This is a genomic window from Caballeronia sp. LZ019 (assembly GCF_031450825.1).
Taxonomy (GTDB): domain Bacteria; phylum Pseudomonadota; class Gammaproteobacteria; order Burkholderiales; family Burkholderiaceae; genus Caballeronia.
This window is the reverse complement of the sequence record NZ_JARTVZ010000002.1, coordinates 1,087,975-1,103,945: the sequence shown is the minus strand read 5'-3', so window position 1 is coordinate 1,103,945 and position 15,971 is coordinate 1,087,975. Positions and strand designations below refer to the sequence as shown.

Sequence of the window (15,971 nt, the reverse complement as noted above, 5' to 3'; positions counted from 1 at the left end):
GGGAGGAACCCGACATGCCGAATCGCTCGCTACGGATCGCGCTTCTGACGGCTGGCCTCGCAGGTGCGCTCGCGGCGCCCGCCGCATCTTACGCACAGATCAACCTTCAACAATTCGGCTTCGGCAACAAGTCGGAGTCAGCGGACGGGAATGCCGCGGCGCAACCGTCCGCGCTCGGCTCGCTCGTGCAGAACTATCTCGGCGCCAACCAGCAGGTGCTGACGGGGCAATCGAGTCTCGCATCGGCAATGGGGATGGCGGGCGTCGCCAGCCAGGCGCAATCGGCGGCGGGGCTGCTGTCGGGCGCCTCGGGAGGCGGAGTGCCGAGCGCCAGTGTGCTGTCGCAACTCGGCGGGACGCAACAGAGCGTATCGCAATCGCTGATGCAGGCGTTCACCGGCAACGCGGCCACGCCGCCGACTGCCGCCAGCAAGCAGACGTTCACGGATGGGCTCGCGTCGCTCGGGCAGGGCGTCAAGCAATATGCGGGTCTGCAGTCGGACCTCGGCGCGGTGAAGAACTCGATGAACATGTCCTCGCTCTTGCAGGCGGGAACGAATCCGGGGACGGCGCAGGCGGCGTCCTATATCGCGCAATCGGCGCCGGGGCAATTGCAATCGCTCGTGCAGACGTTGACGCAGGCGGTGCAATACGCCAAGACGAACGGCATTTCGGTGCCGGCTATCGCGACGTCCGCGCTGGGTGTGGGACAGTAGGCGCGCGGCTCCCACGAAAGAAAGCGGCGAGCTTCATGGGCTCGCCGCTTTACTATTTCGTGATCGCATCGCCTCGATGCTGCGCTTCGCCGCTTACATCATCGCCGCCCGGCGCATCGCAAGCCGGTTCAGCACCGGCAACGATTGAAGCCGGCGCGGCGCCCGAACGGGCGGCGGCAAAAAAGAGACGTCCCTCACCTCGGTGAACTGCATGTCCGGCTCCGGGTCCAGCACTTCGAGCGCGGGCGGCTCGACGAGCTCGCACACATCCGCTTCTTCCGTCATTGCGACGTCTTCCTCGACGCTTAACCCGAGCGAGCGTCGCACATCGACACCACGCGTACGCACGCCATAACCCGCGGCGCGAATCAGTTCTTCCCGCGTTTTCCAGAAGCGGACGCCGGAAGGCGTCATGGCCTGCATCGAAACGTATTCGACGACGATCTCATAGCCCCGGACTTTCGGATAACTCAGCAGTAATTGACCCGAGCGAATATACCGGGTGTAGTGGTCGATTTTCTTCGTCAGCAAATCCTGATGCAATTGTTCGTCCTGCCAGTCGAGGTCATCGAAAAGGCCGACATACACTTGCTTAAACAGGACATTGATCCCGATGTAATCGATGACGTCCACGTCGCGCAAAGACATGGTCATTCCCCTACGCCCTGGATCGGGCAAGTATCAAAGAAACCTATTGTAACGGGTTTGTCGCGTCGCAAAACCGTGAAACACTGTGTACAGCGGCCGGAGGACGCTTTTTCGTACGACTCCGAAAAGGAATCTAGGATAACTTCGCACTTCGGTATCCGATTTGTCGAAATTTATTATCGAGATGAATCGCAGCCGTCGCCGCGAAGCAACGGCGGTCGCTCGATTGCGCTCGAATCGCGGAGCAGGCCGCTAATGCAAGAAGCGTTTCACGCGGTCGGCGGCTGCTCGTTGATCCACGCATTCAAAATGGCGGAAGTGACGGCCAGAATAACCGGTCCTATGAATAATCCGACTATTCCGAAAGCGAACATGCCGCCAAGCACGCCGGAAAGAATCAGCAACATGGACAAATTGACGCCGCGCTGAATCAGCAGCGGGCGCAAGAAGTTGTCGAGCATCGCGATCATCAGCGACCACACGAGCAGCAGCACCGCCGCCACATGCGAATCGTGCCAGAAAAGCCAGGCGACACCGCCGAGCAGCGGCAAGAGCGGCCCGATCTGCGCGAGACACAGCATCAGCATGACGGCCGTGATGACGCCCGCCGCCGGCACGCCGGCGACGAACAGCCCGATGCCGCCGAGCGCCGATTGCGTGACGGCCGTTACGACGATGCCGAGCGCCACCGCCCGGATGGCAAGGCCCGCGAGCTTGATCGCTTCCGCGCCGCGCTGTCCCGCGATGCGCGTCGCGAAGCGCACGACGAAACTCCCCGCCGCTTCGCCGCGCGTGTACAGGATGCCCGAGATGACGAGCGTGATGAGCATGTGCACGACGAACACGCCGACGACGGCCGCGTGCGACAGCATCCATCGTGCGGCGACGGTCGCATAGGGTTCCAGCTTCGCGAGGAGTCCGCCGGGGCCGGCATCGGAGAGCGATTGCCATTCGGTCGTGACGCGCTGTCCGACGAGCGGCACGTCGTGCACCCAGGCCGGCGGCGGAGGGAGCGCGTAAGTCGGCAGGCTCTTGATGGCCGACATGATGTCGCCGGCATGCAGCGCGAGCGTCGAGATCGCCTGATAGAGCGGCAGGACGATGACGATCAGCAAGCCGAGCAGCATCACCGTCGTCGCGACCCAGCGGCGGTTGCCGCAGCGGCGCTGGACGGCGAGCATCAGCGGCCATGTGGCGATGACGATCGTCGTTGCCCAGATGATGCCGGGAATGAACGGCCGCAGGATATACAGGCTGCCGATGGTCAGCGCAAGCAGGATCGCGATGAGAAGCAGAATGCGGGCGATATCGACCGGCTGGCGCGGATTGAGATTCGGCTGGCCGTTGGGTGGAGTTGACATGGCGCGTGTGTTTCGTAAGGAATGCGGAGGGCGCGGCAGACACCGCGCATGCATCGAGCGATAAGCCAAAGCACGCGCGCGAGCAAGCAGCGTCTTGCGAACGACGGGCGGCATGATACGGCATGCAATCGATCGTACTCAAACCGCAGAGCGTTTCCCCGCGCGCCCGGGCACATGCATGGACTGCCCTCCGTGCGCCAGGAAGAAGGATGGGCAGTTGCAAAAACCGTTCGTCCAGCGGGGCGCTCGCGTTCGTCGGCGTCAATGCGTTGATCACCGTGTTCAGCAATCTCGCCACGCTGCTGCCGGCTGCGTGACCGCTCGCGGCAATCAGTCGTAGCGATACACGCCTTGCCGCGTCTTGCGCCCGAGCCGCCCCGCCGCGACGTATTCGCGCAGCATCGGGCACGCACGATACTTCGAGTCGGCGAAGTCCCGATGAAGCACGTCCATCACGGAAAGACACACGTCGAGCCCGATCAGATCGGCCAGTGCGAGCGGCCCGATCGGATGATTCGCGCCGAGCTTCATGCCGGCGTCGATTTCCTCCGCGCTCGCAATGCCCTCGTAGAGCACGAAGAACGCTTCGTTGATCATCGGCACGAGAATGCGGTTGACGACGAAGCCCGGCGAATTGCGCACGCCGATCGGCGACTTGTCGAGCGTTTCGGTCAGCGCGCGCACGGTCGCGGCGGTTTCGTCGCTGGTGCGCACGCCGCGTATTACTTCGACGAGCGGCAGAAGCGGCACCGGATTGAAGAAGTGCATGCCGATGAAGCGGCCCGGGTCGGCGAGCGTCGCCCCGAGCGCGGTGATCGAAATGGACGACGTATTCGTCGCGATGATCGCATCGGGCCGCGCGGCGGCTTCGATCTGCTTCAGGATGCGCTGCTTGAGCTCGGTGTTCTCGGTCGCCGCTTCGATGACGATGTCGGCTTCGGCGAGACACGCGTAATCGGTCGATGTCCCGATGCGCCCGATGGCCGCATCGCGCGCGGCAGCATCGAGCTTGTCCTTCGACACGAGGCGCGCGAGGCTGTTCGTCAGCGTGGCGACGCCCTTTGCAAGCGCGGCGTCGGTGACATCGATCATCACGACCTTCAATCCCGCGACGGCCGCGACCTGCGCAATGCCGTTTCCCATCGTTCCCGCTCCGACGATACCGACCGTCTGAATGCTCATCGATTGCTCCTGTTTCGTGAATGGATGCGACGCCTGATTCTACCGAGCCGCGACGCCCGTCTTCCTGAAGTCGCGAACGGCCGCTCGCTGCCATATTTCCGAAAGTTTGGCCTACACTCAGTTCATCAAACGATGACGGATGGCAGTTGGTAGAATGCCGCGCCGCCGAAGCGCCCGTCATCGCACTCGATGCCGCACGGAGGCGCCGCCGCTTCGCGTTGCCCGTTCTTCGTCTGTCACGAACGCCGCACCCGGTCGGCCGGCCGCAGCGACATTGTTTCCGTCGTTGCTTCGTTTCGGCTCGAGTCGTGGTTCTGAATCAACGTTTCACGCCGGGCCAGTCTGCGCGGACCGCGCGCTGTCTTGCCGCCTGTCATGGCCCGGCGAAGTCTTTTCGGAGTATTGAAAGTGGTGTCAATGAGAATCGGCATTTCGATGGCGAGCTACGAGGGGCATAGCATCTGGTCGAACGGAATGGGCCAGAACATCGTCTTTCTCGCGGAATTGTTTCAGCGCCTGCCCTTTGTTTCTTCCGTCGACCTGATCGATGTCGGCGCGCTCGCCGCCATGCCGCAGGAAGTGGACCTCGCCGGCAAGAAGCTGCGCGTGATCGGCTTGCGAGAGGCGACCGATGCCGTCGATGTGATCATCGAACTGGGCGGCGCGCTCGATGTCGGCTGGCTCGACCTGATGCGCGCGCGCGGGCGCAAGGTCGTGTTCTATGTCGTCGGTCAGCCGTATCTCGGGCTCACCGAAGCGGCGATGTTCCGCAAGACGGGCCACATGCCGCGCCCGGATCGCTGTGACGAAGTCTGGCTGCTGTCGAAGGACGCGCCGTCCGCGCCGATCATGCGCACGCTGCATCGCTGCGACGTGTTCGAAGTGCCGTATATCTGGCATCCGCAATTCCTCGAGCAACGCATTGCGCATGTCGCGCAGCACGGCCATCGCTACGGCTACCGCCCGCGCGCGGAGACGGGCACGCAGGCGCTGCGTATCGGCATTTTCGAGCCGAACATATCGGTGCAGAAAACGTCGAGCATTCCGATGCTCGTCTGTGATGAGGCGTATCGCGCCAACCGCGAAAGCGTATCGAAGATGGTCGCGCTGAACACCTTCCACATGAAGGACCATCCGACGCTGCTGTATCTCGCGAATTCGCTCGACCTCGTGCGGGATCATCGCGCGCTGTTCGAAGGCCGGCACGATATCGTGAGTTTCATGGCGATGCACGGCGACGCGATCGTGTCGCATCAATGGGCCAACGACCAGAACTATCTCTATCTCGATGCGCTCTTCGGCGGTTATCCGCTGATCCACAACTCGCCCTGGCTGAAAGACGCCGGTTATTACTATCCCGACTTCGACGTGCAGGAAGGCGCGCGGCAACTGCTGCGCGCGGTGCGCGAGCACGACGCGTCGCTCGACGATTACCGCGCGCGCGCGCGCCGCGTGATCGACGCCGTCGATCCGTTCAACCCCGCCAATCTGGAAGCCTACGCGCAACGCCTGATGCATCTCTGGAATCGCCCGAACGGGAGCGCCGCACGATGAGTTCCGTGAACAACACAAGCAAGAAGCCTTCTGCGCGCAAGCTGCGCGTCGGCGTGTCGGTGTATGTGCGCGGCGCCGGACAGTCGATGTTCGAAAGCGGCATCGCCCAGAACGCGCTCTTTCTCATCATGCTGCTCGCGCGGTCGCCGAACGTGGAGGCCGTCTACATCGTCGCGAGCGGCGACGGCACCCGCGAAGACGCGAAGCGTTTCATGGCGGATGCGCCCGCGCCGCTCATCGAACCGGAATCCGCGCTGGGCCGGCTCGACGTGATGATCGAAATGGCCGCGCAGCTCAGTCACGAATGGGTGACGCGCTTCCGCGAGCGCGGCGGCAAGATCGTGTCGATGCGCGTCGGCAATGACTACGTGCTCGATATCGAATGCATGGTTTTCGGGCTGCCGCCCGCGGGCCTCGTCTCCCAGCTTTACTACGATGCGATGTGGACCCTGCCCGAGTACGAACGGACCGGCAAGCCGTACTTTCAGGCGCTCGGCCGCGCGCCGGTCACGATCGTGCCGCATATCTGGAGCCCGATGCTGCTCGAGAAGGACGCGCGCAATCTGCCCGAAGGATTGAGCTTCGGCTATCAGCCGGGCAAGCGCCGCTGGCGCGTCGGCATCTTCGAGCCGAACGTCTCGATGGTGAAGACGAGCTACGTGCCGCTGCTCGCGTGCGAATGCGCGCATCGCGCCGATCCGAACGTGCTCGACGCCGTGCGCGTCTACGGCACGGCGAAGCTGAAGGAGCAGCCCACGTTCATCGAATTCGCGCGGAATCTGGATGTGGTCAGGCACAACCTCGCATCGTTCGAGGCGCGGTTTCCGTTCGCGCAGATCGTGCCGCGCGAGATCGATGCTATCGTCAGTCACCAGTGGGAGAATGCGCAGAACTATCTGTACTACGAGGCGTTGCACGGCGGCTATCCGCTCATCCACAATTCGGACATGATCGGCGATTGCGGATACCGCTATCACGGCTTCGACTGCGAAGACGGCGGCCGCGCGCTGCGTGAGGCGTTCGAGCGGCACGACGCGAATCTCGAAGCCTATCGCGCCACTGCCCGTGCATTCCTGCGCACGCTGGACCCGTTATACGAGGCGAACATCCGCGCGTATTCGGAAGCGCTCGACGCGCTCTTTCAGAAGCGCTAGGGCCGCGCCGCGCGCTAGCCGAACGCCGTCAGATCGCGCGGCGCGAGGCCGTGCGCGCGGCAGTACGCGTCATAGCGGTTCCAGCCGCTACGCCAGTCTTCGGTGGCGAGCGTGCGGCCGGTTTCATCGGTGAACACGAGTTCGCCCTGAATGATGTTGAGCGTGACGATATCGCCCGGACCATCCAGCGGCGCGACGGCTTCCGGCGTATGCGCGGAGCCGGCCGTCTCGTACACGATGCTTCCTTTCTCCGCGATCCACTCGTGCTCGCGATACTTCCATCGCCCTTCCACCGTATAGACGATGACCGTGCCCGTATGCCGGTGACGCGGCATCTGCCCTTTCGCCGGCGCTTTCAGCAGCGCGATGGTTTCGCCGCGAATAGGATCGAGCTTGAAGTACTTGACGAGCACGCGCTCGCTGTAGGGCGTGAAGGGGACCCAGGGCAAGTCCGCGTCGTTGATGCACGCGGTCTGGATGTGTTCGAACAGCATGACGGCTCCTTATGTCTGACCGCTCATTCTAAAGAGCGGCGTGCATGACGAACATCGGCCGTTCGGACGACCCCTCCGGTTCCAGCCGATTGGCGCGGTATCTGCTATCGTCCACGCCATGCCGAACATCATCGCTATATCGAACCTATACAAGACCTACGCGTCGGGCTTCTCCGCGCTCAGGGACGTGAACCTGGAGATTCGCCGAGGCGAAATCTTCGCGCTGCTCGGCCCCAACGGGGCGGGCAAGACGACGCTCATTTCCACTGTCTGCGGCATCGTGCGGGCGAGCCAGGGCGCGATCACCGTCGCGGGGCACGATATCGTCACCGACTATCGCGCCGCCCGCGCGATGATCGGCCTCGTGCCGCAGGAACTCACCACCGACGCCTTCGAAACCGTCTGGGCAACCGTCTCGTTCAGCCGCGGGTTGTTCGGGCGCGCGCCGAATCCGGCGCACATCGAAAAGGTGCTGAGGTCGCTGTCGCTCTGGAGCAAGAAGGACAACAAGATCATGACGCTTTCGGGCGGCATGAAGCGGCGCGTGCTGATCGCGAAGGCGCTCGCGCACGAACCGGAGATCCTTTTTCTGGACGAACCCACGGCCGGGGTCGATGTCGAGCTGCGCCGCGACATGTGGACTCTCGTGCGCGACCTGAAGGCCAACGGCGTGACCATCATCCTCACCACGCATTACATCGAGGAAGCCGAAGAGATGGCGGACCGGATCGGCGTCATCAATCGCGGCGAGATCGTGCTCGTCGAAGAGAAGGCGGAACTGATGCGCAAGCTGGGGCAGAAGAAGCTCACGCTGCAACTCGAGCAACCGCTCGCCGCCATTCCCGAGGCGCTTGCGCCTTACGCGCTGACGCTGTCGGGGAACGGCGCCGAACTCACCTATACGTACGACGCGCACGACGAGCCGGGCCGCATCATCGCGCTGCTGCGCCATGTCGATGAAGCCGGCGTGCGTTTCAAAGACCTGCAAACGACGCAAAGCTCGCTCGAAGACATCTTCGTGAGCCTCGTCAGGGAAGCCAAATGAATCTACACGCAGTACGCGCAATTTACCGCTTCGAGATGGCGCGCGCCGGCCGCACGCTGATGCAGAGCATCGTCTCGCCCGTCATCTCCACTTCGCTTTACTTCGTCGTGTTCGGGGCGGCCATCGGCTCGCGCATTCCGGAAGTGGACGGCATCGGCTATGGCGCGTTCATCGTGCCCGGCCTCGTCATGCTGTCGCTGCTCACGCAAAGCATCGCGAATGCGTCGTTCGGCATCTACTTTCCGAGGTTCACCGGCACGATCTACGAACTGCTGTCCGCGCCGGTGTCGTATCTGGAACTCGTCGTGAGCTATGTCGGCGCGGCGGCGACCAAGTCGATCATTCTCGGGCTCATCATTCTCGCGACTGCGCGGCTCTTCGTGCCGCTGCGCATCGACCATCCGGTGTGGATGATCCTGTTCCTGCTGCTGACATCGGTGACGTTCAGCCTGCTCGGGTTCATCATCGGCATATGGGCGGACGGCTTCGAGAAACTCCAGATCATTCCGCTCCTGATCGTCACGCCGCTCACGTTCCTTGGCGGCAGCTTCTACTCCATCAACATCCTGCCGCCGTTCTGGAAAACCGTTGCGCTGTTCAATCCGGTCGTCTATCTGATCAGCGGATTCCGCTGGAGCTTTTACGGTCTCGCGGATGTCGATGTCGGCATAAGCCTTGCGATGACACTCGTATTCCTCGCGGTGTTCATCGCGATCGTCGCGTGGATATTCAAGACGGGGTATCGGCTGAAGGCGTGAAGCCAGCGCTCGCGCCGGCGAGACGAGAAACGAGGAGGCGTTCATCCGATGAAAGTCATGAGACGCACGAAACGCAGTTTTCTCGGCGCGATGGCCGCCACGATCGCGAGCGGCGTCGCACCGTGGCATGTCGGGGCCGCGCCGGCGCGCGCCGGATCGCATACGTCTTACGAGATCGAGCATAGTCAGGCGCACTGGCGCAGAAGGTTGTCGAGCGCGCAGTATCGCGTGCTCCGGCGCGGCGCGACCGAGCCGCCGTTCGCCAGTCCGCTCCTGCACGAACGGCGCGATGGCCGTTTCGCGTGCGCGGGATGCGGCCTGCCGCTATTTTCGTCGGAAGCGAAGTTCGAGAGCGGCACCGGCTGGCCGAGCTTCTGGAAGCCGCTCGATGGCGCCGTCGCCACGCACGCCGCCGAGCCACCTGTCACGCTCGCCAACGAAGTGCAGTGCCGGCGCTGCGGCGGCCATCTGGGCCATGTCTTCGACGACGGTCCGAAGCCGACCGGTTTGCGCTACTGCATCAACGGCGCGGCGCTGACATTCCAGCAGACCTGACTTTGATTGCCTAAGAACAGCTAATTTTTAAGATAGTTCTAGTGGTCGCTGCGGCCCGAATTCTTTAACTTGTCGATGCTTCGTCGGCGGGATTCCCGCTCGTCGATGAAGGGCGTTCGTTCATTCCCGTGTTCGAACGTCGCGCTTTTCCCCAAGCGCAGGACGCGCGTCATGCGGCGCGCGTCCACTCCCTCAGTCATCCTCTTTTGTCCTAGACCGTCGGCGAGACCAGCCGCACGCGCGTGATCTCCGAAGGCGCCCCGAGCCGTTTCGGCGGCCCCCAGTAGCCCGTTCCGCGGCTCGTGTACACCCAGAGCCCGTTGATGTTCACGAGGCCGGCCACGAAAGGCTGCTGCAGGCGCACGAAGAAATTCCACGGCAGGAACTGCCCGCCATGCGTATGCCCCGATAGCTGCAGCGTGAAGCCCGCTTCGGCGGCGGCCGTCGCGCTGCGCGGCTGATGCGCGAGCAGGACGCGCACGGCGGCGTCGGCCGGTGCGCCGCTGATCGCTTTCGCGGGATCGCTTTGATGCGCGGGATCGAAGCTGCCCGCGTTGTAATCGGTCACGCCGGCAATCACGGCGCGCGCGCCATCGTGATCCACCACCACATGCTGATTCAGCAGCACGTTGAGCCCGAGCCGGCGGAACTCCGCGATCCACTTGTCCGCGCCCGAGTAGTACTCGTGATTGCCGGTGACGAGAAACGCTCCGTGGCGTGCGCTCAAGCGTGCGAGCGGGCGCGTGTGATCGGCGAGATTCGGCACCGCGCCGTCGACGACATCGCCCGTTACCGCAATGACGTCCGGCGACAGCCCGTTCACCGCCGCGACGATGCGCTCCACGTAATGCCGCTTGATCGTCGGGCCGACGTGAATGTCGCTGATCTGCACGATGGTGAAGCCATCGAGTGCGGCGGGAAGGCCGTCGATGGGGACGTCGACGCTGACGACCGGCGCGCGCCGCCGCGCGTTATAAAAGCCGATCGCGGACGAGAGGACCGCAAGCATCGGCACCGCCAGCGCGCTATAGGCGACGAGCCGGGGCGAACCGATTGGCGCGCCGCGCAGCCAGTCGATGACATGGACGGCGAAAAGCAGCAAATCGCGGGCGAAAGTCAGCAACAGCAGCGACGAGAAGAAACCGAGCGCGGTCAGGCCGAACCATGCGAGGCGGTCGGCGAGCGATGGCGGTTCGATGCTGCGCGCCATCATCCCGAGCGGAATGAGCACGAGCGATGCAACGAGCAGCGCGGCCGCAAGCACCTTGAGCGGCATGCCCACGGGCGCAGCGGGAATGAGCCGCACACCCACATAGAGATGAAACAAGACGCCGATACCGATGAAGCGGAGAAAGAATGCGGAACGTCGCATAGCGCCCCTGTGCAGGTCGAAGAGACGGCGGCGAGGCGCTCATCAGCCCCGTTTCCGCCAGCAGCCGATTCTACCGTTTCACCAAAATTCACGCCTTAGTCGACATCGATGACATCTTGATGGACGATCTTCAACAATCGATTGCACATTCCTCTGAGCCGCGCGCAATGCATAGCGCGATTCGATGATCCGCGCGGCGGCGACGTGATATTGATGCTTGGCACTGCAAATGTCCAAAGGGAGCAGGCGACCATGAGCATGAAACGGCGGGCACTTTCGATTCTCGTTTTGACGTCCATCGCCGCAGCGGGCGGGGCGGCATCGGCGCAAGGCAGCGACGAGCTGAACCGGGACGCGCAGCAGGTGATTGCCGCCGCGCCGCCAATTCACATTCAGGCGACCATCACCGGCATCGATCCGTCGACGCGGATGGTGACGCTGCGCGGCCCGCATCGCGATGCGACCGTGCTCGTCGACAGGCAAGTGACGAACTTCGATCAGCTTCGCGTCGGCGACAAGGTGGACGTGCTGTACAAGAACGCGCTGCTCGTCACCGCCGACAAGGTCACGGGCGGTGAGAAGGGCCTGCGCAAGCGTGTCGATACGCAGACGTACTCGCCGGCGTCCGAAGCGGGCGGCGTGAGCGGTTTCGAATCGTCGCGCCGCGTGGAAGTGCTTGCGACGGTCGAGAAGATCGACCGGAAGCAGCGCACGGTCACACTGCGCGGACCGTGGGGCACCGAAACGCTCGACTATCCGGCCGACTTCGACGCGCAGCAGTTGAAGAAGGGCGATACCGTGCACGCGGTGTTCGTATCGGCGGCGGCCGTCAGGGTCACGCCCGCGGACGCCGCCAATGCCGCCAAGTAGGCATCACACCGCGATGCACAGATACTTGATGACGAGGTAATCGTCGATGCCGTAATGCGAGCCTTCGCGGCCCAGCCCCGACTGCTTGACGCCGCCGAACGGCGCGACTTCGTTCGAAATCAGCCCGGTATTGATGCCGACCATGCCGTATTCGAGCGCCTCCGCCACGCGCCAGACGCGGCGAATGTCGCGGCTGTAGAAATAGGCCGCGAGCCCGAATTCGGTGTCGTTGGCGCGGCGGACCACCTCTTCGTCGGTGGAGAAGCGAAAGAGCGGCGCGAGCGGCCCGAACGTCTCTTCCTTCGCGAGGCGCATGTCCGGCGTGACGCCGGTCAGCACCGTGGGTTCGAAAAAGCCGTGGCCGAGCGCGTGACGCTTGCCGCCCGCAGCCACGGATGCGCCTTTTGCCAGCGCATCGTCGATATGCGATTCGACTTTCTTAACCGCCGCCTCGTTGATCAGCGGCCCGAGCGCCACGCCGCTTTCCGTGCCGCGCCCGACCTTCAGCCCGGCGACGGCATCGGCCAGCTTGCGCGCGAAGGCATCGTAGACGCGCTCGTGGATATAGAAGCGATTCGTGCACACGCACGTCTGCCCGCTGTTGCGATACTTCGAGGCAATCGCGCCCTGCACGGCGGCGTCGAGATCGGCGTCCTCGAACACGATGAAGGGCGCGTTGCCGCCCAGTTCCAGCGTGACCTTCTTGATCGTCGGCGCGCTTTGCGCCATCAGAAGCCGCCCGACCGCCGTCGATCCCGTGAACGACAGCTTGCGCACGATCGGATTGGCCGTCATCTCGCCGCCGATTGCTTTCGGATCGCCCGTGACGATGCCGAGCACGCCCTTCGGCACGCCCGCGCGCTCGGCGAGCACGGCAAGCGCCAGCGCGGTGAACGGCGTCGCCTCCGCCGGTTTCACGACGATCGGACAGCCCGCCGCGAGCGCCGGGCCGACCTTGCGCGTGATCATCGCGGCAGGAAAATTCCACGGCGTGATCGCGGCGCAGACACCGATCGGCTCCTTCGTCACGACGATGCGCTTGTCGGCGGCGGGCGTGGCGAGCGTGTCGCCGGCCACGCGCTTGCCTTCCTCTGCGAACCATTCGATGAACGACGCCGCATAACCGATCTCGCCCTTCGCTTCGGCGAGCGGCTTGCCTTGTTCGGTCGTGAGGATCAGCGCGAGGTCGTCGGCGTGTTCGGTCATCAGCTCGTACCAGCGGCGCATGATGACCGCGCGCTCCCTGGCCGTCTTCGCGCGCCACGCGGGCCAGGCGGCGTTCGCGGCTTCGATTGCGCGGCGCGTTTCGGCCGCGCCCATGTTCGGAACGTGGCCGAGCGATTCGCCGTTCGACGGATCGCGCACTTCCAGCGTGGCGCGGTCGTCGGCGTGCCGCCATTCGCCGTCGATATAGGCTTCGTGACGCAGCAGCGCCGCGTCCTTGAGTCGATCGTGGAGGCTCATGTCGTGTCCTTCGTTCAGGCCGCCGCGCCGATCTTGTCGCGCAGCGCGTATTCCAGAATGCCGAGCGCTTCGTCGAAGACTTCTTGCTGGATCGTCAGCGGAAACAGGAACCGCACGACGTTGCCGTACACGCCGCATACGAGCAGCAGCAGGCCGCGTTCGAGCGCGCGCGCCTGGACTCGCTTCGCATAGTCGGCGTCGGCCTCTCGCGTGCCGGGCTTGCAGAATTCGACCGCGATCATCGCGCCGGGGCCGCGCACATCGGCGATATGCGGCACGTCGCGTTTCAGCGCGTCGAGCTTCGCCTTGAGCTTGTCGCCGAGCGCGACGGCGCGTTCGCAAAGCGCTTCCTCGTCGATGATGTCGAGCACCGCGTGCGCCGCCGCCACCGCCAGCGGATTGCCCGCATACGTGCCGCCGAGACCGCCGGGCGCGGCGGCGTCCATCACGTCCGCGCGACCGACGACGCCCGACAGCGGCATGCCGCCGGCGAGGCTCTTTGCAATCGTCATCAGATCGGGTTCGACGCCGTAGTGCTCCATCGCGAAGAGCTTGCCCGTGCGCGCGAAGCCGGTTTGCACCTCGTCGGCGATCAGCAGGATGCCGTGTTCATCGCACATGTCGCGCAGGCCGCGCACGAACTCCGGCGGCGCGGGATTGAAACCGCCTTCGCCCTGCACCGGCTCGAAGATGATCGCCGCGACGCGCTTCGCTTCGACGTCCGCCTTGAACAGATGCCCGATGGCGCGCAGCGAGTCGTCGACGGACACGCCATGCAGCGGATTCGGGAACGGCGCGTGATAGACATCCGACGGGAACGGCCCGAAGCCGATCTTGTACGGCGCGACCTTGCCGGTCAGCGCCATGCCCATCAGCGTGCGGCCGTGAAAGCCGCCCGTGAACGCGATGACGGCGGGCCGCCCGGTCGCCGCGCGCGCGATCTTCACGGCGTTTTCGACGGCTTCCGCGCCTGTCGTGAAAAACGCGGTCTTCTTCGGATGCCGGCCCGGCGCGCGGGCACTGATCTTCTCGGCGAGCGACACATAGGATTCGTAAGGCACGATCTGATACGCGGTGTGCGTGAAGCAATCGAGTTGCGCGCGGATCGCCTCGACGATCCTGGGATGCCGATGCCCCGTGTTGCAGACCGCGATGCCCGCCGCGAAATCAATGAATCGCCGGCCCTCGACGTCCCAGAGTTCCGCGTTTTCGGCGCGCGCCGCGTAGAAATCGCACATGACGCCCACGCCGCGCGGCGTCGCGGCGTTCTTGCGGGCTTGCAGGTCGGCGTTTTTGAGAGGGGCATTCACGGCGAAATCTCCTTTTCCGCGTCGGCGCGGTGATCGGTTGTGGTGTCGATCGCGACCGCAGCCGCGACATAGCGCCGACTATAGTGAGATTTGGCTCTTCGGTTCAGAGCCATTTCATTAAAACGCGGGGAGCCATTCGGCGTTCCCGGACCACGGCGTCGTGCGAAAAATGCACAGAAGCGTCGCCGGACTGGCGAGCGGCGCGCGAGTGGAGGATCATGTGCGCCTTTCACGCCGCGCCGTGCATTCATTCTCAGCCAGGGCTTTTCCATGACGACCGATTCTTTCCCTTCGTCCGATCACCGCTTCACCGAAATCGCCGACCTTTCGGACGACGCGCCTTCGTTGCGCGAGATTCGCCATGACATTCACCGTCATCCGGAGTTGTCCTACGAAGAGACGCGCACGGCCGCGCTCGTCGCGGACAAGCTCGCGGAGTGGGGATGGCAGGTCACGCGCGGCGTCGGCGGGACCGGCGTCGTCGGCACGTTGAAGGCGGGCGAGGGGACGAAGAGCATCGGCTTGCGCGCGGACATGGATGCGCTGCCGATCGTCGAGCAGACCGGCAAGCCGTACGCGAGCGAAACGCACGGCAAGATGCACGCGTGCGGTCACGACGGCCACACGACGATGCTGCTCGGCGCGGCCCGCCACCTCGCGCGCACGCGCCGCTTCAACGGCACCGTGCATCTGTACTTTCAGCCGGCCGAGGAGCACGGCGTGCCGAGCGGCGCGCAACGGATGATCGAAGAAGGCCTGTTCGACCGCTTTCATTGCGATGCGGTGTTCGGCGTGCACAACCATCCTGGCGCGCAGCCGGGCACATTCCTGTTTCGCAAGGGCCCGTTCATGGCGGCGGGCGATCAGGTGTCCATCGTGATCGAAGGCGTCGGCGGCCACGCGGCGCGTCCGCATCTTTCGGTCGATCCGGTCGTGGTGACGGCGAGCATCGTGATGGCGTTGCAGACGATCGTCGCGCGCAATGTCGATCCGGCGCAACCGGCGGTCGTCACGGTCGGCTCGATGCACGCGGGAACCGTCAACAACGTCATTCCGAACCGCGCGACGCTCGAACTGTCGGTGCGCTCGTTCACCCCGCAGGTGCGCGAGCTGCTGAAGCGGCGAATCGGCGAACTCGTGGAAGCGCAGGCGGCGAGTTACGGCGCGAAGGCGACGGTGTCGTATGTCGAAGGCTATCCGGTCGTCGTCAATTCGGATGCCGAGACCGAGTTCGCGGCGCAAGTGGCGCGCGAGCTGGTCGGTGACGAGAACGTCGTCGCGCATACGGATCTGCTGATGGGCAGCGAGGACTTCGCGTTCATGCTGCAGGCGCGGCCGGGGACGTTCCTGCGCATCGGCAACGGCGCGGGCGAGGACGGCTGCATGGTCCACAACCCGCATTACGACTTCAACGACAAGAATCTGCCGGTCGGGGCCGCGTATTGGGCGCGGCTGGTGGAGCGGTGGCTGGCTGAGTAATCACAACGC

The 15,971-nt window shown here is 64.2% G+C and carries 15 protein-coding genes; 8 read left to right on the top strand and 7 right to left on the bottom strand.

What is annotated here, in order from left to right:
* Positions 1–14 precede the first annotated feature (14 nt).
* Positions 15–716 (top strand): hypothetical protein, encoded by a 702-nt coding sequence (locus P9255_RS08125; RefSeq protein ID WP_309766554.1) that lies wholly within the window; start codon positions 15–17, stop codon positions 714–716.
* 93 nt (positions 717–809) lie between these two features.
* Here the strand turns inward: P9255_RS08125 and P9255_RS08120 are convergent, their stop codons facing one another.
* The 3 genes from P9255_RS08120 to P9255_RS08110 form a co-directional block, all read right to left on the bottom strand.
* Positions 810–1,370 (bottom strand): DUF6572 domain-containing protein, encoded by a 561-nt coding sequence (locus tag P9255_RS08120; RefSeq protein ID WP_309789333.1) that lies wholly within the window; start codon positions 1,368–1,370, stop codon positions 810–812.
* A gap of 263 nt (positions 1,371–1,633) precedes the next feature.
* Positions 1,634–2,725: an AI-2E family transporter YdiK gene (gene ydiK / locus P9255_RS08115; RefSeq protein ID WP_309789332.1), complete on the bottom strand. Its 1,092-nt coding sequence runs from the start codon at positions 2,723–2,725 to the stop codon at positions 1,634–1,636.
* A 330-nt stretch (positions 2,726–3,055) separates the two neighbouring features.
* The gene (locus P9255_RS08110) at positions 3,056–3,907 is read right to left on the bottom strand and encodes a 3-hydroxybutyryl-CoA dehydrogenase (protein WP_309766548.1); all 852 of its coding nucleotides are present in this window, start codon (positions 3,905–3,907) and stop codon (positions 3,056–3,058) included.
* Between the two features lie 417 nt (positions 3,908–4,324).
* Here P9255_RS08110 and P9255_RS08105 point away from each other — a divergent pair, with 417 nt between their 5' ends.
* Together P9255_RS08105 and P9255_RS08100 are read left to right on the top strand one after the other, a co-directional pair.
* The gene (locus tag P9255_RS08105; protein WP_309766546.1) at positions 4,325–5,461 is read left to right on the top strand and encodes a DUF2827 domain-containing protein; all 1,137 of its coding nucleotides are present in this window, start codon (positions 4,325–4,327) and stop codon (positions 5,459–5,461) included.
* Positions 5,458–6,615, top strand: a complete 1,158-nt coding sequence (locus P9255_RS08100) for a DUF2827 domain-containing protein (protein WP_309766543.1) — start codon at positions 5,458–5,460, stop codon at positions 6,613–6,615. Before P9255_RS08105 ends, P9255_RS08100 begins: the two co-directional genes overlap by 4 nt.
* 14 nt (positions 6,616–6,629) lie before the next feature.
* On the opposite strand, the gene P9255_RS08095 is transcribed toward P9255_RS08100, so the two are convergent.
* Positions 6,630–7,109: a 2,4'-dihydroxyacetophenone dioxygenase family protein gene (locus P9255_RS08095; protein WP_309766541.1), complete on the bottom strand. Its 480-nt coding sequence runs from the start codon at positions 7,107–7,109 to the stop codon at positions 6,630–6,632.
* A 118-nt stretch (positions 7,110–7,227) separates the two neighbouring features.
* Between P9255_RS08095 and P9255_RS08090 the strand changes: the two genes are divergently transcribed.
* The 3 genes from P9255_RS08090 to msrB are packed head-to-tail and all read left to right on the top strand — an operon-like array spanning position 7,228 to position 9,467.
* Complete coding sequence (locus P9255_RS08090; protein WP_309766539.1) at positions 7,228–8,154, top strand: ABC transporter ATP-binding protein; 927 nt, start codon at positions 7,228–7,230, stop codon at positions 8,152–8,154.
* A complete protein-coding gene (locus P9255_RS08085; RefSeq protein WP_309766537.1) occupies positions 8,151–8,912 on the top strand; it encodes an ABC transporter permease in 762 nt (253 codons plus the stop codon). Before P9255_RS08090 ends, P9255_RS08085 begins: the two co-directional genes overlap by 4 nt.
* A 48-nt stretch (positions 8,913–8,960) precedes the next feature.
* Complete coding sequence (msrB, locus tag P9255_RS08080) at positions 8,961–9,467, top strand: peptide-methionine (R)-S-oxide reductase MsrB (protein WP_309789331.1); 507 nt, start codon at positions 8,961–8,963, stop codon at positions 9,465–9,467.
* Between the two features lie 211 nt (positions 9,468–9,678).
* On the opposite strand, the gene P9255_RS08075 is transcribed toward msrB, so the two are convergent.
* A complete protein-coding gene (locus P9255_RS08075) occupies positions 9,679–10,839 on the bottom strand; it encodes a metallophosphoesterase (protein WP_309766534.1) in 1,161 nt (386 codons plus the stop codon).
* A gap of 252 nt (positions 10,840–11,091) precedes the next feature.
* Between P9255_RS08075 and P9255_RS08070 the strand changes: the two genes are divergently transcribed.
* Positions 11,092–11,709 (top strand): hypothetical protein, encoded by a 618-nt coding sequence (locus P9255_RS08070; protein WP_404980279.1) that lies wholly within the window; start codon positions 11,092–11,094, stop codon positions 11,707–11,709.
* A 3-nt stretch (positions 11,710–11,712) separates the two neighbouring features.
* On the opposite strand, the gene P9255_RS08065 is transcribed toward P9255_RS08070, so the two are convergent.
* Positions 11,713–13,173: an NAD-dependent succinate-semialdehyde dehydrogenase gene (locus P9255_RS08065; RefSeq protein ID WP_309766533.1), complete on the bottom strand. Its 1,461-nt coding sequence runs from the start codon at positions 13,171–13,173 to the stop codon at positions 11,713–11,715.
* A 14-nt stretch (positions 13,174–13,187) separates the two neighbouring features.
* Entirely contained in the window at positions 13,188–14,483 is a 1,296-nt protein-coding gene (gene gabT, locus P9255_RS08060) for a 4-aminobutyrate--2-oxoglutarate transaminase (RefSeq protein WP_309766531.1), read from the bottom strand.
* A gap of 270 nt (positions 14,484–14,753) precedes the next feature.
* Between gabT and P9255_RS08055 the strand changes: the two genes are divergently transcribed.
* A complete protein-coding gene (locus tag P9255_RS08055) occupies positions 14,754–15,962 on the top strand; it encodes a M20 aminoacylase family protein (protein ID WP_309766529.1) in 1,209 nt (402 codons plus the stop codon).
* Positions 15,963–15,971: the final 9 nt, after the last annotated feature.

What these genes read in the sequence shown, in the direction of transcription:
- P9255_RS08100 (WP_309766543.1), top strand. Translation starts at nt 5,458, where the DNA reads ATGAGTTCCGTGAACAACACAAGCAAGAAGCCTTCTGCGCGCAAGCTG.
- P9255_RS08120 (WP_309789333.1), bottom strand. Translation starts at nt 1,370, where the DNA reads ATGACCATGTCTTTGCGCGACGTGGACGTCATCGATTACATCGGGATC.
- ydiK (WP_309789332.1), bottom strand. Translation starts at nt 2,725, where the DNA reads ATGTCAACTCCACCCAACGGCCAGCCGAATCTCAATCCGCGCCAGCCG.
- P9255_RS08075 (WP_309766534.1), bottom strand. Translation starts at nt 10,839, where the DNA reads ATGCGACGTTCCGCATTCTTTCTCCGCTTCATCGGTATCGGCGTCTTG.
- P9255_RS08125 (WP_309766554.1), top strand. Translation starts at nt 15, where the DNA reads ATGCCGAATCGCTCGCTACGGATCGCGCTTCTGACGGCTGGCCTCGCA.
- P9255_RS08055 (WP_309766529.1), top strand. Translation starts at nt 14,754, where the DNA reads ATGACGACCGATTCTTTCCCTTCGTCCGATCACCGCTTCACCGAAATC.
- P9255_RS08110 (WP_309766548.1), bottom strand. Translation starts at nt 3,907, where the DNA reads ATGAGCATTCAGACGGTCGGTATCGTCGGAGCGGGAACGATGGGAAAC.
- P9255_RS08070 (WP_404980279.1), top strand. Translation starts at nt 11,092, where the DNA reads ATGAGCATGAAACGGCGGGCACTTTCGATTCTCGTTTTGACGTCCATC.
- P9255_RS08090 (WP_309766539.1), top strand. Translation starts at nt 7,228, where the DNA reads ATGCCGAACATCATCGCTATATCGAACCTATACAAGACCTACGCGTCG.
- P9255_RS08065 (WP_309766533.1), bottom strand. Translation starts at nt 13,173, where the DNA reads ATGAGCCTCCACGATCGACTCAAGGACGCGGCGCTGCTGCGTCACGAA.
- P9255_RS08105 (WP_309766546.1), top strand. Translation starts at nt 4,325, where the DNA reads ATGAGAATCGGCATTTCGATGGCGAGCTACGAGGGGCATAGCATCTGG.
- P9255_RS08095 (WP_309766541.1), bottom strand. Translation starts at nt 7,109, where the DNA reads ATGCTGTTCGAACACATCCAGACCGCGTGCATCAACGACGCGGACTTG.
- P9255_RS08085 (WP_309766537.1), top strand. Translation starts at nt 8,151, where the DNA reads ATGAATCTACACGCAGTACGCGCAATTTACCGCTTCGAGATGGCGCGC.
- msrB (WP_309789331.1), top strand. Translation starts at nt 8,961, where the DNA reads ATGAAAGTCATGAGACGCACGAAACGCAGTTTTCTCGGCGCGATGGCC.